Source organism: Pseudomonas sp. SW-3 (assembly GCF_016615645.1).
GTDB classification, from domain to species: domain Bacteria; phylum Pseudomonadota; class Gammaproteobacteria; order Pseudomonadales; family Pseudomonadaceae; genus Aquipseudomonas; species Aquipseudomonas mandelii.
The window spans coordinates 954,254-980,460 of sequence record NZ_CP067098.1; the positions used below are offsets into that span (position 1 = coordinate 954,254).

At 57.9% G+C, this 26,207-nt stretch carries 25 protein-coding genes and 2 tRNA genes; 23 read left to right on the forward strand and 4 right to left on the reverse strand.

Annotation, left to right across the window (positions count from 1 at the left end; all coding sequences use genetic code 11):
* The first annotated feature begins 67 nt into the window (after positions 1-67).
* A complete protein-coding gene (locus tag JIO00_RS04140; RefSeq protein WP_010463546.1) occupies positions 68-835 on the forward strand; it encodes a GntR family transcriptional regulator in 768 nt (255 codons plus the stop codon).
* A 49-nt stretch (positions 836-884) separates the two neighbouring features.
* Here the strand turns inward: JIO00_RS04140 and smpB are convergent, their stop codons facing one another.
* Positions 885-1,367 carry an SsrA-binding protein SmpB gene (gene smpB / locus JIO00_RS04145; protein WP_007900551.1) on the reverse strand — a complete coding sequence of 161 codons (483 nt, stop codon included), beginning with the start codon at positions 1,365-1,367 and terminating at the stop codon, positions 885-887.
* A gap of 118 nt (positions 1,368-1,485) precedes the next feature.
* Between smpB and JIO00_RS04150 the strand changes: the two genes are divergently transcribed.
* From JIO00_RS04150 to JIO00_RS04160, 3 genes are read left to right on the forward strand one after another with little or no spacing between them, the layout of a single operon-like run.
* Positions 1,486-2,889 (forward strand): sodium-dependent transporter, encoded by a 1,404-nt coding sequence (locus JIO00_RS04150; RefSeq protein ID WP_010463541.1) that lies wholly within the window; start codon positions 1,486-1,488, stop codon positions 2,887-2,889.
* Positions 2,890-2,896: 7 nt separating this feature from the next.
* The gene (locus JIO00_RS04155) at positions 2,897-3,331 is read left to right on the forward strand and encodes a type II toxin-antitoxin system RatA family toxin (RefSeq protein WP_010463538.1); all 435 of its coding nucleotides are present in this window, start codon (positions 2,897-2,899) and stop codon (positions 3,329-3,331) included.
* Positions 3,324-3,638, forward strand: coding sequence for an RnfH family protein (locus JIO00_RS04160; protein ID WP_083375054.1), 315 nt, complete (start codon positions 3,324-3,326; stop codon positions 3,636-3,638). The genes JIO00_RS04155 and JIO00_RS04160 overlap by 8 nt, the downstream gene beginning before the upstream one ends.
* Before the next feature lie 61 nt (positions 3,639-3,699).
* On the opposite strand, the gene JIO00_RS04165 is transcribed toward JIO00_RS04160, so the two are convergent.
* Entirely contained in the window at positions 3,700-4,227 is a 528-nt protein-coding gene (locus tag JIO00_RS04165) for an outer membrane protein assembly factor BamE (protein ID WP_010463534.1), read from the reverse strand.
* A gap of 97 nt (positions 4,228-4,324) precedes the next feature.
* On the opposite strand from JIO00_RS04165, the gene fur reads away from it, so the two are divergent.
* Complete coding sequence (gene fur, locus JIO00_RS04170; RefSeq protein WP_003197684.1) at positions 4,325-4,729, forward strand: ferric iron uptake transcriptional regulator; 405 nt, start codon at positions 4,325-4,327, stop codon at positions 4,727-4,729.
* Positions 4,730-4,804: 75 nt separating this feature from the next.
* Here the strand turns inward: fur and recN are convergent, their stop codons facing one another.
* Positions 4,805-6,478, reverse strand: coding sequence for a DNA repair protein RecN (gene recN / locus JIO00_RS04175; protein WP_109627902.1), 1,674 nt, complete (start codon positions 6,476-6,478; stop codon positions 4,805-4,807).
* A gap of 239 nt (positions 6,479-6,717) precedes the next feature.
* Here recN and grpE point away from each other — a divergent pair, with 239 nt between their 5' ends.
* The 8 genes from grpE to JIO00_RS04215 all read left to right on the forward strand — a co-directional run bounded on the left by grpE (position 6,718) and on the right by JIO00_RS04215 (position 17,183).
* Positions 6,718-7,284, forward strand: coding sequence for a nucleotide exchange factor GrpE (gene grpE / locus JIO00_RS04180; RefSeq protein ID WP_077747384.1), 567 nt, complete (start codon positions 6,718-6,720; stop codon positions 7,282-7,284).
* A gap of 103 nt (positions 7,285-7,387) precedes the next feature.
* Entirely contained in the window at positions 7,388-9,304 is a 1,917-nt protein-coding gene (dnaK, locus tag JIO00_RS04185) for a molecular chaperone DnaK (protein ID WP_077747385.1), read from the forward strand.
* A gap of 297 nt (positions 9,305-9,601) precedes the next feature.
* On the forward strand, positions 9,602-10,726 hold the full coding sequence (gene dnaJ, locus JIO00_RS04190; protein WP_010463516.1) for a molecular chaperone DnaJ: 1,125 nt from the start codon (positions 9,602-9,604) through the stop codon (positions 10,724-10,726).
* Between the two features lie 10 nt (positions 10,727-10,736).
* Positions 10,737-11,540, forward strand: coding sequence for a 4-hydroxy-tetrahydrodipicolinate reductase (gene dapB, locus JIO00_RS04195; protein WP_010463514.1), 804 nt, complete (start codon positions 10,737-10,739; stop codon positions 11,538-11,540).
* A 258-nt stretch (positions 11,541-11,798) separates the two neighbouring features.
* Entirely contained in the window at positions 11,799-12,935 is a 1,137-nt protein-coding gene (gene carA / locus JIO00_RS04200) for a glutamine-hydrolyzing carbamoyl-phosphate synthase small subunit (RefSeq protein WP_010463512.1), read from the forward strand.
* Between the two features lie 120 nt (positions 12,936-13,055).
* A complete protein-coding gene (gene carB, locus JIO00_RS04205) occupies positions 13,056-16,277 on the forward strand; it encodes a carbamoyl-phosphate synthase large subunit (RefSeq protein WP_010463509.1) in 3,222 nt (1,073 codons plus the stop codon).
* Complete coding sequence (gene greA / locus JIO00_RS04210) at positions 16,274-16,750, forward strand: transcription elongation factor GreA (RefSeq protein WP_010463507.1); 477 nt, start codon at positions 16,274-16,276, stop codon at positions 16,748-16,750. The genes carB and greA overlap by 4 nt, the downstream gene beginning before the upstream one ends.
* Positions 16,751-16,778: 28 nt before the next feature.
* Positions 16,779-17,183 carry a hypothetical protein gene (locus JIO00_RS04215; protein ID WP_010463505.1) on the forward strand — a complete coding sequence of 135 codons (405 nt, stop codon included), beginning with the start codon at positions 16,779-16,781 and terminating at the stop codon, positions 17,181-17,183.
* Between the two features lie 9 nt (positions 17,184-17,192).
* On the opposite strand, the gene JIO00_RS04220 is transcribed toward JIO00_RS04215, so the two are convergent.
* The gene (locus JIO00_RS04220; RefSeq protein WP_008057408.1) at positions 17,193-17,501 is read right to left on the reverse strand and encodes a YhbY family RNA-binding protein; all 309 of its coding nucleotides are present in this window, start codon (positions 17,499-17,501) and stop codon (positions 17,193-17,195) included.
* Positions 17,502-17,606: 105 nt separating this feature from the next.
* On the opposite strand from JIO00_RS04220, the gene rlmE reads away from it, so the two are divergent.
* From rlmE to nusA, 10 genes are all read left to right on the forward strand, one after another.
* Complete coding sequence (rlmE, locus tag JIO00_RS04225) at positions 17,607-18,236, forward strand: 23S rRNA (uridine(2552)-2'-O)-methyltransferase RlmE (RefSeq protein ID WP_008005470.1); 630 nt, start codon at positions 17,607-17,609, stop codon at positions 18,234-18,236.
* Between the two features lie 202 nt (positions 18,237-18,438).
* Positions 18,439-20,352 (forward strand): ATP-dependent zinc metalloprotease FtsH, encoded by a 1,914-nt coding sequence (gene ftsH, locus JIO00_RS04230; protein WP_010463496.1) that lies wholly within the window; start codon positions 18,439-18,441, stop codon positions 20,350-20,352.
* A gap of 8 nt (positions 20,353-20,360) precedes the next feature.
* The gene (folP, locus tag JIO00_RS04235) at positions 20,361-21,212 is read left to right on the forward strand and encodes a dihydropteroate synthase (protein WP_077747388.1); all 852 of its coding nucleotides are present in this window, start codon (positions 20,361-20,363) and stop codon (positions 21,210-21,212) included.
* Positions 21,213-21,228: 16 nt separating this feature from the next.
* Positions 21,229-22,566, forward strand: a complete 1,338-nt coding sequence (gene glmM, locus JIO00_RS04240; RefSeq protein WP_010463493.1) for a phosphoglucosamine mutase — start codon at positions 21,229-21,231, stop codon at positions 22,564-22,566.
* A gap of 66 nt (positions 22,567-22,632) precedes the next feature.
* Positions 22,633-23,388, forward strand: coding sequence for a triose-phosphate isomerase (tpiA, locus tag JIO00_RS04245; protein WP_145309768.1), 756 nt, complete (start codon positions 22,633-22,635; stop codon positions 23,386-23,388).
* A 4-nt stretch (positions 23,389-23,392) separates the two neighbouring features.
* Complete coding sequence (gene secG / locus JIO00_RS04250; protein WP_010463489.1) at positions 23,393-23,776, forward strand: preprotein translocase subunit SecG; 384 nt, start codon at positions 23,393-23,395, stop codon at positions 23,774-23,776.
* A gap of 22 nt (positions 23,777-23,798) precedes the next feature.
* Positions 23,799-23,884 (forward strand) — tRNA-Leu (locus tag JIO00_RS04255).
* A gap of 96 nt (positions 23,885-23,980) precedes the next feature.
* Positions 23,981-24,057 (forward strand) — tRNA-Met (locus tag JIO00_RS04260).
* A 138-nt stretch (positions 24,058-24,195) separates the two neighbouring features.
* Entirely contained in the window at positions 24,196-24,654 is a 459-nt protein-coding gene (rimP, locus tag JIO00_RS04265; protein ID WP_010463487.1) for a ribosome maturation factor RimP, read from the forward strand.
* Between the two features lie 47 nt (positions 24,655-24,701).
* Positions 24,702-26,183, forward strand: a complete 1,482-nt coding sequence (gene nusA / locus JIO00_RS04270) for a transcription termination factor NusA (protein ID WP_010463485.1) — start codon at positions 24,702-24,704, stop codon at positions 26,181-26,183.
* The last annotated feature ends 24 nt before the right edge of the window (positions 26,184-26,207 follow it).

Sequence of the window (26,207 nt, forward strand, 5' to 3'; positions counted from 1 at the left end):
CTGGCACAGCGCCGATAGGCCAGAATAGAGGGCCCGGCGAGCCGTCGGGACCGTGGAGAATTGAGTTATGGGGTTTGATCAGATTCGTCAGCGCCGTTTGTCTGACGATATTGTCGAGCAACTCGAGGGGATGATCCTCGAAGGCACGTTGAAGTCTGGCGAGCGCTTGCCGGCCGAGCGCGCGTTGGCCGAGCAGTTCGGCGTGTCACGCCCCTCCTTGCGCGAGGCGATTCAGAAACTGGCGGCTAAAGGCTTGTTGGTCAGTCGCCAGGGCGGCGGCAATTATGTGGTGGAGTCGCTGGGTTCAACCTTCAGCGATCCACTGTTGCATCTGCTGGAAAGCAACCCGGAAGCCCAGCGCGATCTGCTGGAGTTTCGTCATACGCTGGAGGCGTCCTGCGCCTATTACGCGGCACTGCGCGCCACGGATGTCGATCGCGAGCGGCTGACGGCGGCATTCAATGAATTGCAGGACTGCTACACGCGTCACGATGAGGTGAGCCGGGCGGAAGAGGGCGCGGCGGATGCGAAATTTCATTTGGCGATTGCCGAAGCCAGTCACAACGCTGTGTTGCTGCACACCATTCGCGGGCTGTTCGATCTGCTCAAGCGCAACGTGGTGACCAACATTGGCGGCATGTACAAGCAGCGCACGGAAACCCGCGACATGCTGATCACGCAACATCGGGAGCTGTACCTGGCGATTATCGAAGGGCGGGCGGAACAGGCGCGGGAAGTCTCCAGCCGACATATTTTGTATGTGCAGGAAGTGCTGGAAGAAGTGCGTCAGGAAGTGCAGCGCATGGCCCGGGCGGAGCGGCGCAAGGGGATGTAGCCATGATCATTCCCACGCTCCGCGTGGGAACGATCATCAGACCGAAAGATTAATCTTCCTTGCCCTTGTTGCGCACCGCACGCTGCAACTCGCGACCGGCGTCGCGTTCGCGTTCGGTATCACGCTTGTCGTATTCCTTCTTGCCCTTGCCCAGAGCGATCTCGCACTTGACCATGTGCTTGCTCCAGTACCAGGACAGGCACACGCAGGCATAGCCTTTTTGCTGCACGGCGGCGGCCAGCTTTTCAAGCTCGCGGCGGTTGAGCAACAACTTGCGGGTGCGGGTCGGATCGGCGATGACGTGGGTGCTGGCGGTCATCAGCGGCGTAATGTGGCTGCCGAGCAGCCAGGCTTCGCCATCCTTGAGCAGCACGTAACTGTCAACCAGTTGCAGCTTGCTTGCCCGCAGACTTTTTACTTCCCAGCCGGCCAGGACCAGACCAGCCTCGAACTTATGCTCGATGAAGTAATCGTGTCGCGCCTTTTTGTTTTGCGCGATGGTCCCTGTTGGGTGTTTCTTCTGTTTAGCCATAGGGGCGGCATTATAGGGAGTTGCACGCGAGTCGGCTACGGTATCGCTACGTGCTTGAGCAGGTTGATTGAATCCCGGACAATGCGGCCTCTTTTTTGAACGCTTGGGCGTGATAACGATGTCGACAGACAAGGTTTCTGTCCACGGCAGTTGGGCTAGCCGCTGGGTCTTCATACTCGCCGCGACCGGTTCGGCCGTGGGCCTGGGTAGTATCTGGAAATTCCCGTACATGGTCGGCGTCTACGGGGGCGGCGCCTTCGTGCTGATGTTCCTGGCCTGTATCGCGCTGATCGGTGTGCCGGTCATGCTGGCCGAAACCCTGATCGGCCGCCGCGCGCGGCAGAGTCCGGCCAACGCCTTGAAGGTGCTGGCGGTGGAGGCGGGGCATTCGGGCAAGTGGTCCTGGGGCGCATTCGCCGGGATGATCACGGCGTTGCTGATCCTGTCTTTCTATAGTGTGGTCGGCGGCTGGTCGCTGGATTACATCATCGACATGGGCCGTGGCGACTTCCAGGGAGCAACGCCCGATCAGGTCGGCGCGTACTTTGGCAATGTGATCGCCGATCCGTGGCGCCTGACACTTTGGCACACGATTTTCATGCTGCTGTCTGCCGTCGTCATCGCCAAAGGCGTGGTCGCCGGGCTTGAACGCAGCTTGCGGATCATGATGCCGCTGCTCTTCGTGATGATTCTGGTGCTGCTGGGCTACAGCATGACCACCGGCCATTTCATGGAAGGCGTGCATTTCATGTTCGACTTCCACCCGGAAAAAGTCCTCGACGGCTTGTTGCCGGCCATGGGGCACGCGTTCTTCTCCCTGAGTGTGGGCGTTGGTTCGATCATGATTTACGGCGCTTACATGCCCAAGCATTCGTCGATCTCCGGCACTGTGGTCGGCGTGGCGCTGCTCGACACCTTCGTTTCCCTGGTGGCTGGTCTGGCATTGTTTCCGATTGTGTTCGCTGCGGGCTTGAACCCGAGCGAAGGCCCGGGCCTGATGTTTGTCAGCCTGCCGTTCGCCTTCGGTAACGTAGCGTTCGGCCAGTTGATGGGCGTAGTGTTCTTCGTACTGGTCGCGGTGGCTGCCTGGAGCTCGGCGATTTCCCTGCTCGAGCCGATGGTGGCTTACCTGGTCGAGCGTACGAAAGTCAGTCGCGCCTGGGTGACTTTCTGGCTGGCTTTTATCTGCTGGTTCGTGGGGTTGGGCACGGTGTTTTCCTTCAATATCTGGAAGGAAGCCAAATTTTTCGTGAACGAAGGCGGGATGTTCCATCTCTATCAATGGGGTGCGGCAGGTGGCCTGGACTTCTTTGGCGTGATCGATTTCTTCACGTCGCGGATCATGTTGCCACTCGGTGGTTTGTGTTTCGTGGTGTTTGCGGGCTGGGTGATGGGGCGTGAAGCGGTGCGCGACGAGTTGTCGGTCCGCAACCCTGCGCTGTTCGCCCTGTCCTTGTTCTTGATGCGCTATGTGGCGCCCATCGGCATTCTCGTAGTGTTTGCCGCACAGCTGTGGAAGTGACGCTGACATGACGACACACATTCAACGTTCGGCTCTGCTGCCTTACCCGGCGCAAGCGCTGTATGACCTGGTCAACGACGTGGCGCGTTACCCGGAATTTCTGCCGTGGTGTTCCACCGCTGAAGTGCTGGAAAGCACTCCCGAGCACATGCGTGCCAGCGTGGGCGTGGCCAAGGGTGGGTTGAGTCAGCATTTTGTTACCAGAAACACTTTAGTGCCCGGCCATTCAATCGAGATGAACCTCGAGGAAGGACCTTTCACCCAGTTGCATGGCATTTGGGTGTTCAAGCCGTTGGGCGAAAAGGCCTGCAAGATCAGTCTGGACCTGTCCTTCGATTACGCCGGGCCGATTGTTCGCGCAACCTTGGGGCCGCTGTTCAATCAGGCCGCAAACACGTTGGTGGACGCGTTTTGCCAGCGCGCCAAACAAATGCATGGTTGAGTCGAAGGTTGACGTCGAGGTGGTCTACGCCGCAGTTGATCGTCAGGTGCTTCTCGCAGTGTCGGTGCCAGCGGGAACGACGGTGCGCGCGGCTTTGCTGGCGTCAGGCGTTGGCGAGACCTTCGCGGAGCTGGATCTGACCCATTGCCCGGTGGGGATCTTCGGTAAAGTAATTACTGATGCGGACACTTGTCCTGTGCAGGCGGGTGATCGCATCGAGATTTACCGGCCATTGCTGGCAGATCCGAAAGAGATTCGTCGGCTGCGTGCCGCCAAGGCTGCTGAGGCCAAGGCCCGGAATCAGTAAGCCGCCCAAGCGCCAGACAATAAAAAACCCGGACATGCCGGGTTTTTTATTGCGTCGCAAATTATTGCGGCGAGGTTTCCAGCGGTTCTGGCGTCGGGACCGGAACGGTTTCTACACCGTCTACGTCCTTCTGGATCTGGTCCAGCAACGAGCCTGGCTTGACCGGTTTTTCCGGTTTCGGCTTCTCGGCGTTTTCTGCTGGTGCAGTGACTGTTGTGCCACTGTCCTTGCCGAGAATAGCTTCGTCGCGGCTCACGCCTGGCATGAAATCACCAGAGAGGCTGACAAGTTGGTCATTTGGGTTGAAGATAACGCTAATGCGTTCCTGTTGGCGTTCACCGCCACCCGGTTGCAGGCTGTACAGATAATCCCAGCGATCGGCATGGAACGTGTCGGTCAGCAGGGGGTTGCCCATGATAAACCGTACTTGCTTACGGGTCATTCCCGGGCGTAACTGGTTTATCATGTCCTGCGTGACGACATTGCCCTGCTGGATGTCGATTTTGTAAACCCCGGGGAATGAACAACCGGCGAGTGCGAGCAGTCCCACAAAGGTGAAACTGGTTAGCAAGAGCTTGGTGTTTTGCATCGGTGGGCGACTTCCACTATCTTGGCTGGGACAACGTAAACGCCGATCATACCCGCATTAAGAGAAGCTGCGAAGCAGCATCGCGAGAAAGCTGACCATGGTTGAAAATAGCGAACTACGCAAAGCCGGCCTCAAAGTGACCCTTCCACGGGTCAAAATTCTGCAAATGCTCGATTCCGCCGAGCAACGCCACATGAGTGCCGAGGATGTTTACAAGGCGCTGATGGAGGCTGGTGAGGACGTCGGTCTGGCCACGGTTTACCGTGTACTGACTCAGTTCGAGGCAGCTGGCCTTGTGGTGCGGCACAACTTCGACGGAGGCCATGCGGTCTTCGAGCTGGATGACGGCAAGCATCACGACCATATGGTCAACGTCGAAACCAGCGAAGTGATCGAATTCTTCGACGAAGAAATCGAGCGTCTGCAGAAAGCCATCGTCGATAAGTACGGCTTCGAGATGGTTGATCACAATCTGGTGCTGTACGTGCGCAAGAAAAAGTAAGCATGTCGCGCGAATTTTACATTCGCGAAACGAGCGAAGGCGACCCAAGGGTCGCCTTCGTGCTTTCTGCCGTCCTTAAATTTTTGCGGTGACGACCATTTTTTTCGCGTGAGCCAGGGATTCCTTGGTCAGATCGATGCCACCCAGCATCCGCGCTACTTCTTCGACGCGATCATTCTTGCTCAGTTTGGAAACAGCCGTGTGGGTCGCCTCTTCGCCGCGCACCTTGTGCACGAATAGATGTTGATGGCCCTGGGCGGCCACTTGCGGCAAGTGGGTCACTGTCAGCACCTGTCCGCGTTCACCGAGGCGACGTAGCAGTTGGCCAACGATCTCCGCGGTGGGGCCTCCGATGCCCACGTCTACCTCATCGAATACAAGTGTCGGCACACGTGAGGTCTGTGCGGTGATCACCTGAATAGCCAGGCTGATTCGTGACAGTTCGCCACCCGAGGCCACTTTGGCCAAGGCTTTTAATGGCTGACCGGGGTTGGCGCTGACCAGCAGCTCGACCTGCTCCAGTCCATTAGGCAGCAGTTCGTCGCTGCTGTTAGGACGTAATTCGATAGTGAAGCGCCCGCCGGGCATGCCCAGTCGCTGGATTTCCTGTTCCACGGCGCTGGCCAGGCTGTTCGAGGCTTGATGGCGCAGGTCGCTTAGTTCTCGAGCCTTCTCCTGATAATGACGGGCATAAGAAGCCAGCTCATCGCTCAGTCGCTCGATGGATTCATCGTTGGCGTTCAGGGTTTCGATTTCATCCAGCAAGCGCTGCTGCATCTCGGCGACTTCGGTCGGCTGGATGCGGTGCTTGCGCGCCATGGTGTAGATCGCATCCAGGCGTTCTTCCAGGTATTGAAGGCGCGCCGGGTCGGCGTCGAAGTTGTCGAGAAAGCGGTTGAGCTCGCCCACGGCTTCTTCGACCTGTATCTGTGCGCTGGTCAGCAGGCTGCTGGCTTCACCCAGTGCGCCGATCGAGTTATTGACGCTCGATAGACGATTGAGGCTGGCGGTCAGCGCGTTCAGGACATTCCCGGAATCACTTTCGCTGCATTGCTCGACCACTTGCCGACAGATACCCAGCAGGGTTTCTGCGTTGGTGAGGTTCTTGTGCTCCTGTTCCAGTTGTTCCAGCTCGTTTTCGCCGAGGCCGAGGTTTTCCAGCTCTTCGAGCTGATAGCTGAGCAATTGATGGCGAGCGCGCTGCTCGTCGCCGGAATTGGAGAGGCGTTCCAGCTCCTGGCGAGTCTGGCGCCAGCGTTGGGCGGCCAGCTGCACCTGGCGGGCAAGATCAGTGGCGCCGGCGTATTCGTCGAGCAAGCGGCGGTGAGTGTCGGTCTTGAGCAGGGATTGGTGTTCGTGCTGGCTGTGGATATCGATCAGCAGTTCGCCGAGGGCTTTGAGGTCGCCGAGCGGGCAGGGCGTGCCGTTGATATAGCCACGAGAGCGTCCTTCGGCGGTGATGACCCGTCGCAAGATGCACGGGCCGTCGCTTTCCAGGTCGCGCTCCGCCAGCCAGGCGCTGGCTTCCGGGATGTCGACCAGGTCGAAGGTTGCAAGGATGTCGGCCTTGTCGGCGCCGGGACGGACCACGCCGCTGTCGGCACGGTCGCCCAGGGTCAGGCCGAGGGCGTCGAGCATGATCGACTTGCCGGCACCGGTTTCCCCGGTTATCACGCTCATCCCGCGATCGAGCTCGAGATCGAGATGTTCAACGATGGCGTAGTTATGTACGGACAGGTGCACCAGCATAAAGGCCGCTCCCAGGCTTTAGGTCTGGTTATTTATACAGTGTTTTATTTGCGGCTGACAATGCCCCTGAAGTGCTCGATCGCCTCGGTCTGACGAAATGCCTGGTCGTCGCGTAATCACAATGCAGCGTTTTTTGTAGGGTTAATCGCAACCCGCCCCTTGAAGCTGATTTTTGCGGCCCCATATACCGGGACAGAAGCGCGAGTTGAGCTCGCGGACGTTATTGAAAGGAGAATTCTATGGCTGACGAACAGACAGTGGATACGCAAAATCTAGACGCCGATCAGGCTGCCCCGGATTCGGGTGATGAACTGGCGGCTCGCGTACAAGTGCTCGAGGAGCAATTGGCTGGCGCTCATGATCAAGCTTTGCGTGTAGCGGCTGATCTGCAGAACGTCCGTCGTCGAGCCGAGCAGGATGTAGAAAAAGCGCACAAATTCGCCCTGGAAAAATTTGCTGGCGATTTGTTGCCGATCATCGACAGCCTGGAGCGTGGCCTGGAGTTGTCCAACCCGGATGACGAAAGCATCCGCCCAATGCGCGAAGGCATCGAGCTGACCCTGAAAATGTTCCAGGACACCCTGAAGCGTTATCAGTTGGAAGTGATCGATCCGCATGGCGAGCCGTTCAATGCCGTTCAGCACCAGGCAATGGCCATGCAGGAAAGCGCCGACGTTGAGCCGAACAGCGTGCTCAAGGTGTTCCAGAAAGGGTATCAGCTCAACGGTCGTCTGCTGCGCCCGGCCATGGTTGTGGTGAGCAAGGCCCCTGCGCCAGTTTCGCCTTCTATTGATGAGCAGGCTTGAAATTAGCCACAAGGCCCCCATTTAGAAGTCAAGCGTTTAAGTGCTACCGCAGTTAGCCACCACTGCTGCGGCAACCAAATCCAAAAGTTTCGGGAGAATAAACATGGGCAAAATTATCGGTATCGACCTGGGGACTACCAACTCCTGCGTCTCCGTGCTTGAAAACGGCGTAGCCAAAGTTATCGAAAACGCTGAAGGCGCGCGTACCACGCCGTCGATCATCGCTTACGCCAACGACGGCGAAATCCTGGTTGGTCAGTCCGCCAAGCGTCAAGCTGTGACCAATCCGCATAACACCCTGTACGCGGTGAAGCGTCTGATCGGTCGTAAGTTCGACGAAGAAGTCGTACAGAAAGACATTAAGATGGTCCCGTACAAAATCGCCAAGGCTGACAACGGCGACGCATGGGTAGAAGTGAACGGCCAGAAAATGTCGCCGCCACAGATCTCTGCTGAAATTCTGAAGAAAATGAAGAAGACCGCCGAAGACTACCTCGGCGAGCCAGTGACCGAAGCGGTCATCACCGTTCCGGCTTACTTCAACGACAGCCAGCGTCAAGCCACCAAAGACGCCGGCCGTATTGCTGGCCTGGACGTAAAACGTATCATCAACGAACCGACCGCGGCCGCTCTGGCCTACGGTATGGACAAGGCGAAGGGCGATCACACCGTGATCGTTTACGACTTGGGCGGCGGTACCTTCGACGTTTCCGTGATCGAAATCGCTGAAGTCGATGGCGAGCACCAGTTCGAAGTATTGGCCACCAACGGTGACACTTTCCTGGGCGGTGAAGACTTTGACATTCGTCTGATCGACTACCTCGTCGACGAATTCAAGAAAGAAAGCGGCATGAACCTCAAAGGTGACCCGCTGGCCATGCAGCGCCTGAAAGAAGCCGCTGAAAAAGCCAAGATCGAACTGTCCTCGAGCATGTCGACTGATGTGAACCTGCCGTACATCACTGCAGACGCCACCGGTCCTAAGCACTTGAACGTGAAAATCTCCCGCGCCAAGCTCGAAGCGCTGGTAGAAGACCTGGTTCAACGCACCATCGAACCTTGCCGCATTGCGCTGAAAGACTCCGGTATCGACGTTGGCGCCATCAACGACGTGATCCTGGTGGGCGGTCAGACCCGTATGCCACTGGTTCAGAAGTTGGTGACCGAGTTCTTCGGTAAAGAAGCACGTAAAGACGTGAACCCGGACGAAGCCGTTGCCATGGGTGCTGCTATCCAGGGTGCCGTACTGGCCGGTGACGTGAAAGACGTTCTGCTGCTCGACGTCAGCCCGCTGACCCTGGGTATCGAAACCATGGGTGGCGTGATGACCGCGCTGATCGAGAAAAACACCACGATTCCTACCAAGAAATCGCAAGTGTTCTCGACTGCCGACGACAACCAGGGCGCCGTGACCATTCACGTGCTGCAAGGTGAGCGTAAGCAAGCGGCACAGAACAAGTCCCTGGGCAAGTTCGACCTGGCCGAGATTCCACCAGCACCACGTGGCGTGCCACAAATTGAAGTGACCTTCGACATCGACGCCAACGGCATCCTGCACGTAGGCGCCAAAGACAAGGCCACCGGCAAGACTCAGTCGATCGTGATCAAGGCCAACTCCGGTCTGTCCGAGGAAGAGATTCAGCAGATGATTCGCGATGCTGAAGCCAACGCCGAAGAAGACAGCAAGTTCGAAGCACTGGCCGCAGCCCGCAACCAGGGCGATGCACTGGTTCACTCGACTCGCAAAATGGTCGCTGACGCTGGCGATAAAGTGACGGCTGAAGAGAAGACTGCAATCGAAGCCGCTGTTGTTGCTCTGGAAGCCGCTGTCAAAGGCGACGACAAGGCTGCAATCGAAGCCAAGGTTGAAGAGTTGTCCAAAGTCTCCGCACCAGTGGCGCAGAAGATGTACGCCGAACAGGCCCAGCCTGCCGAAGGCGCGGCACCTAACGACGAAAAAGCCGAAAAAGCCGACGACGTTGTTGATGCCGAGTTCGAAGAAGTCAAAGACCACAAGTAAGTTGTTGGTCGCCCGGTTGACTGCCTTCTGGCGGTGACTGGTAGGATGTCGCCGCGCGGGAGCTTGCTCCCGCGTTGGCGTGTCTGGAGTTAGCGAATTTTTACAGCATGCGACAACGCTCGAATGCTGGCGGTATGGCCGGGAATGCTCCTGCTTCTCGAGCTGAAAGTACCGCATTGAATCAAAGACCAGGATCGTTGAATTGACGTGAGTTGGGTCCGGGCCTGTATTGGGGCTCAACGAGTTTGGCGAGGCTCAGGAGGGGTTTGCCGGACGTCCTTAAGAGTGCAAAGACTTATGGCAAAGCGTGACTATTACGAAATATTGGGTGTTGAGCGTGGTTCAAGCGAAGCAGACCTGAAAAAGGCCTACCGTCGCCTGGCGATGAAGCATCACCCGGACCGTAATCCCGATGACAAAGCGTCGGAAGAGATGTTCAAGGAGGCCAACGAGGCCTACGAAGTCCTGTCCGATTCCAGCAAGCGCGCGGCCTACGACCAGTACGGTCATGCCGGCGTCGACCCGAGCATGGGTGGCGGCGGTGCCGGATTTGGCGGTCAGAACTTCTCCGACATCTTTGGTGATGTCTTCAGTGACTTCTTCGGTGGTGGTCGCGGCGGTGCCCGTGGCGGCGCTCAGCGTGGCAGCGACTTGCGTTATACCCTGGAGCTGAACCTGGAAGAAGCGGTGCGCGGCACGACCGTGAATATCCGCGTTCCGACACTGGTCAACTGCAAGCCCTGCGACGGCTCGGGTGCCAAGAAAGGCTCCTCGCCAGTAACCTGCCCGACATGCGGCGGTATTGGCCAGGTGCGCATGCAGCAGGGCTTCTTCTCGGTGCAGCAGACCTGCCCGCGTTGCCATGGCCAGGGCAAGATCATTTCCGACCCGTGCAACTCCTGCAACGGCGAAGGCCGTGTCGAAGAGTACAAAACCCTCTCGGTGAAAGTACCGGCCGGTGTGGATACCGGTGATCGCATTCGTCTGTCCGGCGAAGGCGAGGCGGGTGCGCAGGGTGGACCGACGGGCGATCTGTACGTGGTGATCAATGTGCGCGAGCACGCGATCTTCCAGCGCGACGGCAAGCACCTGTTCTGCGAAGTGCCGATCAGTTTTGTTGATGCTGCACTGGGCGGCGAGCTGGAGATTCCGACCCTTGATGGTCGAGTCAAACTGAAAATCCCTGAAGGGACCCAGACCGGCAAGCAGTTCCGTGTTCGCGGCAAAGGCGTTGCGCCTGTGCGTGGCGGTGGAGCCGGTGACTTGATGTGCCGTGTGGCGGTCGAAACTCCGGTCAACCTGGGTCGTCGTCAGCGCGAATTGCTGGAAGAGTTCCGCAGCTCGCTGGCGGACGACAACAGCCATTCGCCGAAAACCACTGGTTGGTTCGAAGGCGTGAAGCGCTTCTTCGGCGATTTGTAAGGAGACGGGCATGCGACGTATTGCAGTGATGGGCGCCGCCGGGCGCATGGGCAAAACCCTGATCGAGGCCGTGCAGCAACAGCAGGGCGCGGGTCTGACGGCGGCCATTGATCGTCCGGACAGCTCGCTGGTCGGCGCAGATGCCGGCGAACTGGCTGCGCTGGGTCGTATCGGAGTGCCGCTGTCGGGTGATCTGGATCGCGTGGTCGACGAGTTCGACGTGCTGATCGACTTCACGCACCCGACGGTGACGCTGAAGAACCTCGCGTTCTGCCGCAAGCATCACAAGGCGATGATCATCGGTACCACCGGTTTCAGCGTTGAGGAGAAGCAGCTGCTGGCGGAAGCGGGCAAGGACATTCCAATTGTCTTCGCGGCCAACTTCAGCGTCGGCGTTAATCTTTGCCTGAAGCTGCTCGACACCGCTGCCCGGGTACTGGGTGATGATGTCGATATCGAAATCACTGAAGCCCATCATCGGCATAAAGTCGATGCGCCGTCCGGTACTGCCGTGCGCATGGGTGAAGTGATTGCCGATGCGCTGGGGCGTGATCTGAAGAAGGTGGCGGTTTACGGTCGTGAAGGCCAGACCGGCGCCCGCGCTCGCGAAACCATCGGCTTCGCCACGGTGCGTGCCGGTGACATCGTCGGTGATCACACCGTGCTGTTCGCCGCTGATGGTGAGCGTGTCGAGATCACGCATAAAGCGTCCAGTCGCATGACCTTTGCCAAGGGTGCAGTACGTGCCGCCTTGTGGCTGGATGGGCGCGAGCCGGGTCTTTATGACATGCAAGACGTGCTCGACCTGCGTTAAGAAGTGCCTGAAATCGGGTTCGAACACGGCGTTTGAGCCCGGTTTTACTCCGCCAAGCGACGTCCTGTCGCATTCTCCGGCCTTTAAGGCTCATTGGCGGTAGACCGAAAATGCCTTTTTCTGTAAGCTACAGCTTTAGTGTGTTCACTAAAAGCGCGCAGAATAATTCAGTGAATGAGCGGGGTGACGTGTCCATACGTCACTCCGCTTTTTTACACCTGCGATCGCCCTTTCAGGCTTTATTTACGGGAGGTCTTCTTGACTAAGCCAGCCATACTCGCCCTTGCTGATGGCAGCATTTTTCGCGGCGAAGCAATTGGAGCCGACGGTCAAACCGTTGGTGAGGTGGTATTCAACACCGCCATGACCGGCTATCAGGAAATCCTTACCGATCCTTCCTACGCCCAACAGATCGTTACCCTGACTTACCCGCACATCGGCAACACCGGCACAACGCCGGAAGACGCCGAGTCCGACCGCGTATGGTCCGCTGGCCTGGTCATCCGTGACCTGCCACTGGTTGCGAGCAACTGGCGTAACACGATGTCCCTGTCCGACTACCTGAAAGCCAACAACGTAGTGGCAATCGCCGGTATCGACACTCGCCGCCTGACACGCATTTTGCGTGAAAAAGGCGCGCAGAACGGCTGCATCATGGCAGGTGACAACATCTCCGAAGAAGCCGCCATCGCCGCCGCCCAGGGTTTTCCTGGCCTCAAAGGCATGGACCTGGCGAAAGTCGTCAGCACCAAAGAGCAATACGAGTGGCGCTCGACTGTCTGGGATCTGAAAACCGACAGCCACGCGACCATCGAAGCCTCCGAGCTGCCCTACCACGTGGTTGCCTACGACTACGGCGTCAAGCTGAACATCCTGCGCATGCTGGTCGAGCGCGGTTGCCGCGTGACCGTGGTGCCGGCCCAGACTCCAGCCGCTGACGTTCTGGCGATGAAGCCGGACGGCGTGTTCCTGTCCAACGGCCCTGGTGACCCGGAGCCTTGCGACTACGCGATCCAGGCGATCAAGGACGTGCTCGAAACCGAGATTCCGGTCTTCGGCATCTGCCTCGGTCACCAGCTGCTGGCCCTGGCCTCCGGTGCCAAGACCCTGAAAATGGGCCACGGCCACCACGGTGCCAACCACCCGGTCCAGGATCTGGATACCGGTGTAGTGATGATCACCAGCCAGAACCACGGTTTTGCGGTAGACGAAGCGACCCTGCCGGCCAACGTCCGCGCGATTCACAAATCGCTGTTCGACGGTACCCTTCAAGGCATCGAGCGTACCGACAAAAGCGCCTTCAGCTTCCAGGGTCACCCTGAAGCCAGCCCTGGCCCGAACGACGTAGCGCCATTGTTCGATCGCTTCATCAACGAAATGGCCAAGCGACGCTAATCGCTCGCCTTGATGTTGCAAAGCTTGAGGGGCGGTCCCGAACATCGGCGGCCCCCTCAAGGCTTCACAGATTGAACAAGACGGCTTGCCGACTGACCTGCGGATTTGAGTGACAAACCCATGCCAAAACGTACAGACATTAAAAGCATCCTGATTCTCGGCGCTGGCCCGATCGTGATCGGCCAGGCCTGCGAATTCGACTACTCCGGCGCCCAGGCCTGCAAAGCCCTGCGCGAGGAGGGTTACCGCGTCATCCTGGTGAACTCCAACCCAGCGACCATCATGACCGACCCGGATATGGCTGACGCCACCTACATCGAGCCGATCAAATGGCAGACCGTTGCCAAGATCATCGAGAAAGAGCGTCCGGACGCGCTGCTGCCGACCATGGGTGGCCAGACTGCTCTGAACTGCGCCCTGGACCTGGAGCGCGAAGGCGTTCTGGAGAAGTTCGGCGTAGAGATGATCGGTGCCAACGCTGACACCATCGACAAGGCCGAAGACCGTTCGCGCTTCGACAAGGCGATGAAATCCATCGGCCTGGACTGCCCGCGTTCGGGTATCGCCCACAGCATGGAAGAGGCCAACGCAGTGCTCGAGAAGCTTGGCTTCCCGTGCATCATCCGTCCGTCCTTCACCATGGGCGGCACCGGTGGCGGTATCGCTTACAACCGCGAAGAGTTCGAAGAAATCTGCGCCCGCGGTCTCGACCTGTCGCCGACCAAGGAACTGCTGATCGATGAATCCCTGATCGGCTGGAAAGAGTATGAGATGGAGGTTGTCCGCGATAAGAAGGACAACTGCATCATCGTCTGCTCCATCGAAAACTTTGACCCGATGGGCGTGCACACCGGTGACTCGATCACCGTTGCTCCGGCACAAACCCTGACGGACAAGGAATACCAGATCATGCGTAACGCCTCTCTGGCGGTACTGCGCGAGATCGGCGTGGAAACCGGCGGCTCCAACGTCCAGTTCGGCATCTGCCCGGACACTGGCCGCATGGTAGTCATCGAGATGAACCCGCGTGTATCCCGCTCTTCGGCACTGGCCTCGAAAGCCACTGGTTTCCCGATTGCGCGTATCGCTGCCAAGCTGGCGATCGGCTACACCCTGGACGAACTGCAGAACGAAATCACCGGCGGCGCTACTCCTGCATCCTTCGAGCCGTCCATTGACTACGTCGTGACCAAGTTGCCACGCTTCGCCTTCGAGAAATTCCCGAAAGCCGACGCGCGCCTGACCACTCAAATGAAGTCGGTCGGTGAAGTCATGGCGATCGGCCGGACCTTCCAGGAATCCCTGCAGAAAGCTTTGCGCGGTCTGGAAGTGGGCGTTTGCGGCCTGGACGAGAAGCTCGACCTGAGCAATCCGGAAAGCATGAGCATCCTCAAGCGCGAACTGACCGTGCCGGGTGCCGAGCGTATCTGGTACGTGGCTGACGCGTTCCGCGCCGGTCTGTCGGTCGAAGACATCTTCGGCATGAACATGATCGACCCGTGGTTCCTGGTGCAGATCGAAGACCTGATCAAGGACGAAGAGAAGGTCAAGACCCTGGGTCTGGCTAGCATCGACCGCGACTTGATGTTCAAGCTCAAGCGCAAAGGCTTCTCCGACATGCGTCTGGCCAAGCTGCTGGGCGTGACCGAGAAGGCGCTGCGTCGCCACCGTCACAAGCTGGAAATCTTCCCGGTCTACAAGCGCGTTGACACCTGCGCGGCCGAGTTCGCCACCGACACCGCCTATATGTACTCGACTTACGAGGAAGAGTGCGAAGCCGCACCGACGGGCCGCGACAAGATCATGATCCTGGGCGGCGGTCCTAACCGCATCGGCCAAGGCATCGAGTTCGACTACTGCTGCGTACACGCGGCACTTGCCCTGCGCGCCGACGGTTACGAGACCATCATGGTCAATTGCAACCCGGAAACCGTTTCGACCGATTACGACACCTCCGATCGCCTGTACTTCGAGCCGGTGACCCTGGAAGACGTGCTGGAAATCTGCCGCGTCGAGAAGCCAAAAGGCGTGATCGTCCAGTACGGCGGCCAAACCCCGCTGAAACTGGCTCGCGCCCTGGAAGAAGCTGGCGTGCCAATCATCGGCACCAGCCCTGACGCCATCGACCGTGCCGAAGACCGTGAGCGTTTCCAGCAAATGGTTGAGCGCCTGAACCTGCGTCAGCCGCCAAACGCCACCGTGCGTAGCGAAGACGAAGCGATTCGTGCTGCCGCCAAGATCGGTTACCCGCTGGTGGTTCGTCCGTCCTATGTTTTGGGCGGTCGTGCGATGGAAATCGTCTACGAAGAAGAAGAACTCAAGCGCTACCTGCGCGATGCGGTGAAGGTGTCCAACGACAGCCCTGTGCTGCTCGACCACTTCCTCAACTGCGCCATCGAAATGGACGTGGATGCGGTTTGCGACGGCACCGACGTGGTAATCGGCGCGATCATGCAGCACATCGAGCAGGCCGGCGTTCACTCCGGTGACTCGGCGTGCTCCCTGCCGCCGTACTCGCTGCCTGCGCACATCCAGGACGAGATGCGCGAACAGGTCAAGAAAATGGCCCTGGAACTGGGCGTTGTCGGCCTGATGAACGTACAGTTGGCGCTGCAAGGCGAAGACATCTACGTCATTGAAGTCAACCCGCGCGCTTCCCGTACCGTACCGTTCGTGTCCAAGTGCATCGGTGTTTCCCTGGCCATGATCGCGGCACGCGTGATGGCCGGTAAAACCCTGAAAGAAATCGGCTTCACCAAAGAAATCATTCCGAACTTCTACAGCGTGAAAGAGGCGGTGTTCCCATTCGCCAAATTCCCTGGTGTGGACCCGATCCTGGGCCCAGAGATGAAGTCCACCGGTGAAGTGATGGGCGTGGGTGACACCTTCGGCGAAGCGTTCGCCAAGGCCCAGATGGGCGCCAGCGAAGTGCTGCCGACCGGCGGCACCGCGTTCATCAGCGTGCGTGACGACGATAAGCCACTGGTTGCAGGCGTGGCCCGTGATCTGATCAACTTGGGCTTCGAAGTGGTCGCCACTGCCGGTACTGCCAAGCTGATCGAAGCCGCAGGCCTGAAAGTGCGCCGTGTGAACAAGGTGACCGAAGGTCGTCCGCACGTGGTCGACATGATCAAGAATGACGAAGTCACCCTGATCATCAACACCACCGAAGGTCGTCAGTCGATTGCTGATTCGTACTCCATTCGTCGTAATGCCCTGCAGCACAAGATCTACTGCACCACGACTATTGCTGCTGGCGAAGCCATCTGCGAAGCGCTCAAGTTCGGTCCCGAGAAGACCGTACGCCGCTTGCAGGATCTACACGCAGGATTGAAGGCATGATCAAGTACCCTATGACCGTCCAGGGCGCGAAAGCCCTGGAAGAAGAACACGCTCACCTGACCAAGGTCGTCCGTCCGAAGCTCAGCCAGGACATCGGCACGGCCCGCGAGTTGGGTGACTTGAAGGAAAACGCCGAATACCACGCTGCCCGTGAGCAGCAAGGGATGGTCGAGGCGCGGATTCGTGACATCGAGGGCCGGATTCAGAATCAGGTGATCATCGACGTCACGACCATTCCTCACACCGGCAAAGTGATTTTCGGTACCACCGTTGAAATCGCCAACGTCGAGACTGATGAAAGCGTCACTTACCACATTGTGGGTGAGGATGAGGCTGACTTTAAACTCGGCAAGATTTCGGTGGGCTCACCACTGGCCCGCGCCTTGATTGCCAAGGAAGAGGGTGACGTGGTTGCCGTGAAAACGCCTGGCGGCGTTATCGAGTACGAGATTGTCGAAGTACGCCACATCTAAACGCAGGCGCCCGCTCCGTGCGGGCTCCATGCTTTGGCAGCTCACTCAGATGTTGTGGGTGGGCGGCTTGTGGCTGTTACACATCGGTCTGCTGCCGGTGCTGGGCCAGATTGGCCTGGCGCCGCTGCTGATTGACGAAATTGCGGGCATGCTTGATGCGCTGATGGTGGGTTTCGCCACAGCGTGTGTGATTTTTCAGGCTTTGGTGCTGATTCAGGCCGAGGGCCTTGTCAGTCTATGGCGCGATATTCGTGGGCAACTGCTGCTGATGGCGCTGTATGCCTGCGGGATGTTCTTCGCGGTGCGCGTCGGTTGGCCGGATGCCGTGCGCTGGCAGGTGTTCAGTTACCTTGTTCTGGGCTTTTCCGGGGTGGTGCTGGTGTTGCAGCCGGTGCCAGGATGGAGTGGCAGGGTGCGCGAAGCACACCCTTGACCCTTGCCATCACTTGAAGCGATGAACGTTCGACAGCTGCTTGTTGACGCTGAAGTTCTTGCGGTAAATCAGTGCCATCTTGCCGATGACCTGAACCAAGTCCGCTTTGCCGACCTTGCACAGTTCTGCAATGTTCGCCAGGCGCGACTCGCGATCGAGGATGTTGAGCTTGATTTTAATCAACTCGTGATCCGCCAAAGCGCGTTCAAGTTCGGCTAACACACCTTCAGTCAAACCGTTGTCAGCCACAATCAAAACTGGTTTCAGATGATGGCCAATGGATTTGTACTGTTTCTTCTGCTCTTGAGTGAGCGGCATAATCTGACCCCTGCGTCTGATCTTGTAAAAAGCGGCGGCCAGTTTACCCGAGCGAGTCCGGGACCGCCCAGTTAATCACGACCCGTTTTATTTTCGAGGTGGCCCGTGGCCCGTTCCAAGACAAGCCTTAAATGGCTGCAAAGACATGTCAATGATCCCTATGTGAAGCAGGCGCAGAAGGATGGTTATCGCTCGCGTGCGAGTTACAAGCTTCTGGAGGTCCAGGAGAAATACAAACTGATCCGTCCGGGTATGAGCGTTGTCGACCTGGGAGCGGCGCCCGGCGGCTGGTCGCAGGTCACCAGTCGGCTGATCGGTGGTCAGGGGCGACTGATCGCCTCGGACATCCTGGAAATGGACAGCATTCCGGACGTGACTTTCATCCAGGGTGACTTCACCCAGGACGAAGTGCTCGCTCAGATCCTCGAAGCCGTGGGTAATTCGCAGGTGGACCTTGTGATTTCCGATATGGCCCCCAATATGAGTGGTACGCCTGAGGTGGATATGCCCAAAGCCATGTTTCTATGTGAGCTGGCTCTTGATCTGGCGGCTCGGATACTCAAGCCGGGTGGTAATTTCGTGATCAAGGTGTTTCAGGGCGAAGGGTTTGATGCTTACGTGAAGGACGCTCGTCAGAAATTCGACAAGGTCCAGATGATCAAGCCAGATTCTTCCCGTGGCAGTTCCCGCGAGCAATACATGCTGGCTTGGGGCTACCGTGGCCGTAGCGAGTAAATCGAGGTTTTTTTGCGGGTCGATAGGATTTTCGTATTTCGCCCCGTGAGCATTAGCGAATATTGTGTAGAAAGTGTTTCACAAAGGGTTACAGACGGCGCCTGCCAGAGTCGTAGGTAATGTAGTAAGTTAGGCCGGTGAATATCATGCGAAGCGCGCGCCATTAGCGGAGCTTGCTTCAGAGGGTAGTTAATTGAACGATATGGCAAAGAATCTGATCCTGTGGTTGATCATCGCGGCTGTCCTGGTGACGGTGATGAACAACTTCTCCAGCCCTAACGAGCCGCAGACCCTCAACTATTCCGACTTCATCCAGCAGGTCAAGGATGGCAAGGTCGAACGCGTAGCAGTTGACGGCTATGTGATTACCGGTAAGCGCACCGATGGCGATAGCTTCAAGACCATTCGTCCTGCCATTCAGGACAACGGTCTGATCGGCGATCTCGTGGATAACCACGTCGTGGTCGAAGGCAAGCAGCCTGAGCAGCAAAGCATCTGGACTCAACTCCTGGTCGCCAGCTTCCCGATCCTGGTGATCATCGCCGTGTTCATGTTTTTCATGCGGCAGATGCAGGGCGGTGCGGGCGGCAAGGGCGGGCCGATGAGCTTCGGCAAGAGCAAGGCACGCCTGCTCTCCGAAGATCAGGTGAAAACCACCTTGGGTGACGTTGCCGGTTGCGACGAAGCCAAGGAAGAGGTCGGTGAACTGGTCGAGTTCCTGCGTGATCCGGGCAAGTTCCAGCGACTGGGCGGCCGCATTCCACGCGGCGTGCTGATGGTGGGTCCTCCGGGTACCGGTAAAACCTTGCTGGCCAAGGCGATTGCCGGCGAAGCCAAAGTGCCGTTCTTCACCATTTCCGGTTCCGATTTCGTCGAGATGTTCGTCGGTGTCGGTGCCAGCCGTGTTCGCGATATGTTCGAGCAGGCCAAGAAACACGCACCCTGCATCATCTTTATCGATGAAATCGATGCTGTCGGTCGTCACCGTGGCGCCGGTATGGGTGGCGGTCATGACGAACGCGAGCAGACACTCAACCAATTGCTGGTTGAGATGGATGGCTTTGAAATGAATGACGGCATCATCGTCATTGCAGCAACCAACCGTCCCGATGTACTGGACCCTGCGTTGCTGCGTCCGGGCCGTTTCGACCGTCAGGTTGTGGTCGGTCTGCCGGATATTCGTGGTCGTGAGCAGATTCTCAAGGTTCACATGCGCAAAGTGCCAATGGGTGACGACGTCGCTCCTGCGGTGATTGCACGTGGTACGCCTGGTTTCTCTGGTGCCGACCTGGCTAACCTGGTGAACGAGGCCTCGTTGTTCGCTGCCCGTACCGGCAAGCGCATCGTCGAAATGAAAGAGTTTGAACTGGCGAAAGACAAGATCATGATGGGCGCCGAGCGCAAATCCATGGTCATGTCGGAAAAAGAGAAGCAGAACACCGCTTATCACGAAGCGGGTCACGCCATCGTCGGTCGTGTCGTGCCAGAGCACGATCCGGTCTACAAGGTGTCGATCATCCCGCGCGGTCGTGCGCTGGGTGTGACGATGTTCCTGCCGGAAGAAGATCGCTATAGCCTGTCCAAGCGTGCGCTGATCAGCCAGATCTGCTCGCTGTACGGTGGCCGTATCGCTGAAGAAATGACCCTGGGCTTTGACGGTGTTACCACCGGCGCGTCCAACGACATCATGCGTGCCAGCCAGATTGCGCGGAACATGGTGACCAAGTGGGGCCTTTCGGAAAAACTCGGTCCGTTGATGTATGCCGAGGAAGAGGGCGAAGTATTCCTTGGTCGCGGCGGCGGTGGTCAGGGTGCGAGCTTCTCTGGTGAGACAGCCAAGCTGATTGACTCCGAAGTGCGCAGCATCATTGACCAGTGCTACGGCACGGCCAAGCAGATCCTCACGGATAACCGTGACAAGCTCGACGCCATGGCGGATGCCTTGATGAAGTACGAGACGATCGATGCCGATCAGATCGATGACATCATGGCCGGACGTACCCCTCGCGAACCACGCGACTGGTCGGGTGGCGGCACCGGTACTTCCGGGACACCTCCGGTGGTCCAGGATGAGCGTCCGCAAACACCGATCGGCGGTCCGGCTGCTGACGTCTAAGGTTTGAAATGACTTCTGTTCAGTCCTCGACCCGGTTGCCTTGCGGCAACCGGGTTCTTGATTTGGCCCAGACGCATGTCATGGGTATTCTCAATGTCACTCCCGATTCCTTTTCTGATGGCGGCCGATACAGCCAGCTCGACGCGGCCCTGCGCCACGCCGAGGCGATGGTAGCGGCGGGCGCCACGCTGATCGATGTCGGTGGCGAATCGACCCGGCCCGGTGCAAGGGCGGTTTCGCCACTTGAAGAGCTGGAGCGCGTGGCGCCTATCGTTGAACTCATCAATCGCGAACTGGATGTGATTATTTCGGTTGATACCTCCACTCCGGCGGTCATGCGCGAAACCGCACGGCTCGGAGCGGGCTTGATCAATGATGTGCGCTCGCTGCGCCGAGACGGTGCCCTGGATGCGGCAGCCGCCACCGGATTGCCGGTGTGTCTGATGCATATGCTCGGTGAGCCGGGCGATATGCAGGATAATCCGCACTACGAGGACGTGACTAAAGAGGTCTGCGAGTTTCTCGCTGAGCGTATGGCCCAGTGTGCGTTGGTGGGAATCCCTGCTGAGCGGATTATTCTTGATCCGGGGTTTGGGTTCGCAAAAACCTTGCAGCACAATCTAAGCTTGTTCAAACATATGGAAGACCTGCATGCCTTGGGGCGGCCCTTGTTGGTTGGGGTTTCGCGAAAGAGCATGATAGGTCAGGCCTTGAATCGCCCGGTTGGAGAACGCCTGTTTGGTGGTCTGGCGCTCGCGGCGCTGGCTTCGGCCAAGGGTGCGCGTATATTGCGCGTCCATGATGTAGCCGAAACAGTGGACGTGGTGCGGATGATCGCCGCAGTGGAATCAGCCGAATAAGAATGATGGAGCACTTATGAGCAAAAAATACTTTGGCACCGACGGTATCCGTGGTCGGGTCGGTGAATACCCGATAACTCCTGATTTCATGCTCAAGCTCGGTTGGGCTGCAGGCATGGCGTTCCGCAAAATGGGCGCCTGCAAGGTGCTGGTTGGCAAGGACACCCGGATCTCCGGTTACATGTTTGAGTCCGCGCTCGAGGCTGGTCTGACGTCGGCAGGTGCTGACGTGATGCTGTTGGGCCCGATGCCAACGCCGGCGATCGCTTACCTGACGCGTACCTTTCATGCTGAAGCCGGTATTGTGATCAGTGCCTCGCACAATCCTCATGATGACAACGGCATCAAGTTCTTCTCCGGAAAGGGCACCAAGCTGCCGGATGAAGTCGAACTGATGATTGAAGAGTTGCTCGACACCCCGATGACCGTGGTTGAGTCGAGCAAGATCGGCAAAGTTTCGCGAATCAACGATGCCTCTGGCCGCTATATCGAATTCTGCAAGAGCAGCGTGCCGACCGGTACCAACTTCGCCGGCCTGAAAATCGTGATCGACTGCGCTCACGGCGCGACCTACAAGGTTGCACCTAGCGTGTTCCGCGAGTTGGGTGCCGAAGTCGTTGTGCTTTCTGCTCAGCCAAACGGCTTGAACATCAATGACAATTGCGGTTCGACCCATATGGGGCAGTTGCAGGCTGCGGTATTGGCCGAACACGCCGATCTGGGTATTGCCTTTGACGGTGACGGTGATCGCGTCTTGATGGTCGACCACACAGGCGCCATCGTAGATGGTGACGAGTTGCTGTACATCATCGCCCGCGATCTGCATGAGCGCGACAAGCTGCAAGGCGGCGTGGTTGGTACATTGATGAGTAACCTTGGGCTCGAATTGGCCCTGGCGGATCTGTCGATTCCTTTCGTGCGTGCCAACGTTGGCGACCGTTATGTGATCGCTGACTTGCTGGAGCGTAACTGGTTGGTAGGCGGTGAGAACTCGGGTCATATCGTCTGCTTCAATCACACCACCACAGGTGATGCGATCATCGCGGCGTTGCAGGTGCTGATGGCGCTGAAAACGCGCTCGGAAGGACTTGCTCAGGCCCGTCAGGCGCTGCGCAAGTGCCCTCAGGTGCTGATCAATGTCCGGTTCGGTGGGGGCGCGAGTCCGCTCGACCATCCGGCGGTCAAGGAAGCCAGCGACCGTGTTACCCAGGCTATGGCCGGCCGCGGGCGCGTGTTGTTGCGCAAGTCCGGGACGGAGCCGTTGGTGCGCGTGATGGTTGAAGGCGAGGACGAAACACAGGTCCGTGGCTACGCCGAAGAGCTGGCAAAACTGGTTACTGAAGTTTCTGCCTGAATTCGGCTTGCCAGCCATGATTGTGTTGGGTAACATCTGCGCCCACTTTGACCGACGAGGTACAGCATGCGTCGCCCTATGGTAGCTGGTAACTGGAAGATGCACGGTACCCGCGCCAGCGTCGCTGAGCTGATCAATGGCCTTCGTCATCTGGCCTTGCCGAGCGGTGTTGATGTAGCGGTATTCCCGCCTTGCTTGCATATCAATCAAGTGATTGATGGCTTGAACGGCAAGTCGATTTCGGTCGGCGCGCAGAACTCTGCGGTGGAAGCCATGCAAGGTGCACTGACCGGTGAAATCGCGCCGAGTCAATTGGTGGATGCAGGTTGTTCCCTGGTTCTTGTCGGGCATTCCGAGCGCCGCCAGATTATGGGCGAGCAGGACGGTGTGCTGATTCGCAAGTTCGCAGCGGCGCAGGCATGTGGCTTGATCCCGGTGTTGTGCATAGGGGAAACCCTTGAGCAGCGCGAAGCCGGTAAAACTCTAGAGGTTGTCGGGCGTCAGCTAGGCAGTATCATAGAGGAGCTGGGTGTAGGTGCCTTTGCAAATGCAGTAATTGCTTACGAGCCAGTCTGGGCTATTGGCACTGGGCTGACTGCTTCGCCGCAACAAGCGCAGGATGTGCATGCAGCCATTCGCGCTCAGTTGGCGGCAGAGAATTCTGAGGTCGCACAAGGTGTGCGGCTTCTATACGGCGGCAGCGTGAAGGCGGCCAATGCGGTCGAACTGTTCGGCATGCCGGATATCGATGGGGGGCTCATTGGTGGAGCTTCCCTGAATGCAGATGAGTTCGGTGCGATTTGTCGCGCCGCGGGAAACTGAAAAAATGCTGGAAACAGTCGTAGTCGTTTTTCATCTGCTGGGTGCATTGGGCGTAGTTGCTCTGGTATTGCTGCAGCAGGGTAAAGGTGCGGATGCTGGCGCGTCTTTCGGAGCAGGTGCTTCAAATACTGTGTTCGGAAGCCAAGGTTCCTCTACCTTTCTTAGTAAGTTTACTGCTATACTTGCCGCCGGTTTCTTCATAACCAGCTTAGGGTTAGGTTACTTTGCTAAAGAGAAAGCTCAGCAGCTGACTCAAGTAGGTTTGCCAAACCCGGCAGTGTTGGAAGTTCCAAAGCAACAACCGGCTTCTGATGATGTACCGGTGCTTCAAGAGCAAAAGTCGGCTACTCCAGCGACTGACGTGCCTCCAGCTCAAGAGCAAAAGTAAGAAGGGTTTCAAACGTAGTATTGCCGAGGTGGTGGAATTGGTAGACACGCAACCTTGAGGTGGTTGTGCCCATAGGGTGTAGGGGTTCGAGTCCCCTTCTCGGTACCAATTATCAGGAGAGCCCGCTGTTGCGGGCTTTCTTGTAGGTGGAAGGTTACATTGACCCTGTCAGGGATCGGTCGTATACTTCCGCCCCAGCTTTGTCGCGGGGTGGAGCAGTCTGGTAGCTCGTCGGGCTCATAACCCGAAGGTCGTCGGTTCAAATCCGGCCCCCGCAACCAGTTTAAGGAGCCCCTTTTAAGGGGCTTTTTGTTAGCTGGACACTTTCTACGCCGCTGTTCGACGGCGTTTCAAGGATGGGCGTTTCGCCCATTTTTTTATTTTGCATAGCATGCACATACATGCACGAGGGGGTTCAGGTGTCGAGCAAGCTAGAAGAGTTGCAGGCCTTGTTGGCCCCGGTGGTCGTGGCCCTGGGCTATGAATGCTGGGGTATTGAGTTTTCGGCTCAAGGTCGCCACTCAATGTTGCGCGTTTATATTGATAAAGAGGGCGGTGTGCTGGTGGACGATTGTGCCATCGTCAGCCGTCAGATCAGCGGTGTCCTGGATGTTGAAGATCCAATCGCCGTTGAATACACCCTTGAAGTTTCCTCGCCTGGCATGGAACGCCCACTGTTCACTATTGAGCAGTTTGCAAAATTTGCCGGTGAACAAGTGAAGATCAAGCTGCGCTCGCCTTTTGAAGGACGACGCAACTTTCAGGGCCTTCTGCGCGGTGTAGAAGAGCAGGACGTCGTGGTGCAGGTAGAAGACCATGAGTTCCTGTTGCCGATCGATATGATCGACAAGGCCAACATTATTCCCAGTTTTGACTGAGACGCGGATCCCGCGGATCCAATGGCTTGCGAAAGGCGAGGCGTACGATGAGCAAAGAAGTACTGCTGGTTGTTGAGTCGGTATCCAATGAAAAGGGCGTACCGGCAAACGTAATTTTTGAAGCGCTGGAGCTGGCCCTGGCCACTGCTACCAAAAAGCGTTTCGAGGACGAAGTCGATCTGCGTGTGGAAATCAATCGCCACACCGGTGCTTACGAGACATTCCGTCGCTGGACGGTCGTCGAAGAAGCAGACCTGGATGATCCGGCCATCGAAACCTGGCCGAGCAAGGTTGCCGAAACGCACCCGGGCGCGCAGGTGGGTGATGTAGTCGAAGAGAAAATCGAATCCATCGAGTTCGGCCGCATTGCTGCACAGACTGCCAAGCAAGTCATCGTGCAGAAAGTTCGCGAAGCCGAGCGCGCTCAAGTCGTTGACGCTTATCGCGAGCGCCTGGGGGAAATCATCTCCGGCACCGTGAAGAAAGTGACCCGCGACAACGTGATCGTTGACTTGGGCAACAACGCTGAAGCGTTGCTGGCTCGTGAAGACATCATCTCTCGCGAAACCTTCCGGGTTGGCGTGCGCTTGCGTGCGTTGCTCAAGGAAATCCGCACCGAGAACCGCGGCCCGCAGCTGATCCTGTCGCGTACCGCGCCGGAAATGCTGATCGAGTTGTTCCGCATCGAAGTGCCGGAAATCGCTGAAGGCCTGATCGAAGTAATGGCAGCCTCCCGTGACCCGGGTTCGCGTGCCAAGATCGCGGTCCGCTCGAAAGACAAACGCATCGACCCGCAAGGCGCTTGCATCGGTATGCGCGGTTCGCGCGTCCAGGCAGTGTCGGGTGAGTTGGGCGGTGAGCGTGTGGATATCGTCCTGTGGGATGACAACCCGGCTCAGTTCGTAATCAACGCCATGTCCCCGGCTGAGGTTGCGGCGATTATCGTTGACGAAGATGCCCATGCAATGGACATCGCCGTTGGCGCAGACAATCTGGCTCAGGCCATCGGTCGCGGTGGTCAGAACGTGCGTCTGGCTAGCCAGTTGACTGGCTGGACCCTGAACGTGATGACCGAATCGGACATCCAGGCTAAGCAGCAAGCAGAAACCGGCGACATCCTGCGCAACTTCATCGACGAGCTGGAAGTCGACGAAGACCTTGCACAGGTGCTGGTAGATGAAGGCTTCACCAGCCTGGAAGAGATTGCCTACGTACCGTTGGAAGAAATGCTCAACATCGAAGGCTTTGACGAAGAAACCGTCAACGAGCTTCGCGCTCGCGCCAAGGATCGTTTGTTGACCAAAGCCATCGCTACTGAGGAAAAGCTGGCAGACGCCCATCCGGCCGAAGACCTGCTCTCGCTTGAGGGTATGGACAAGGATCTGGCGATGGAACTGGCGGTGCGCGGCGTAATTACCCGCGAAGACCTGGCCGAGCAGTCTATTGACGACCTGCTCGACATCGACGGCATTGACGATGATCGTGCCGGCAAGTTGATCATGGCCGCCCGAGCCCACTGGTTCGAGTAATTAGGCGCGGCCTGAGGAGAGAAG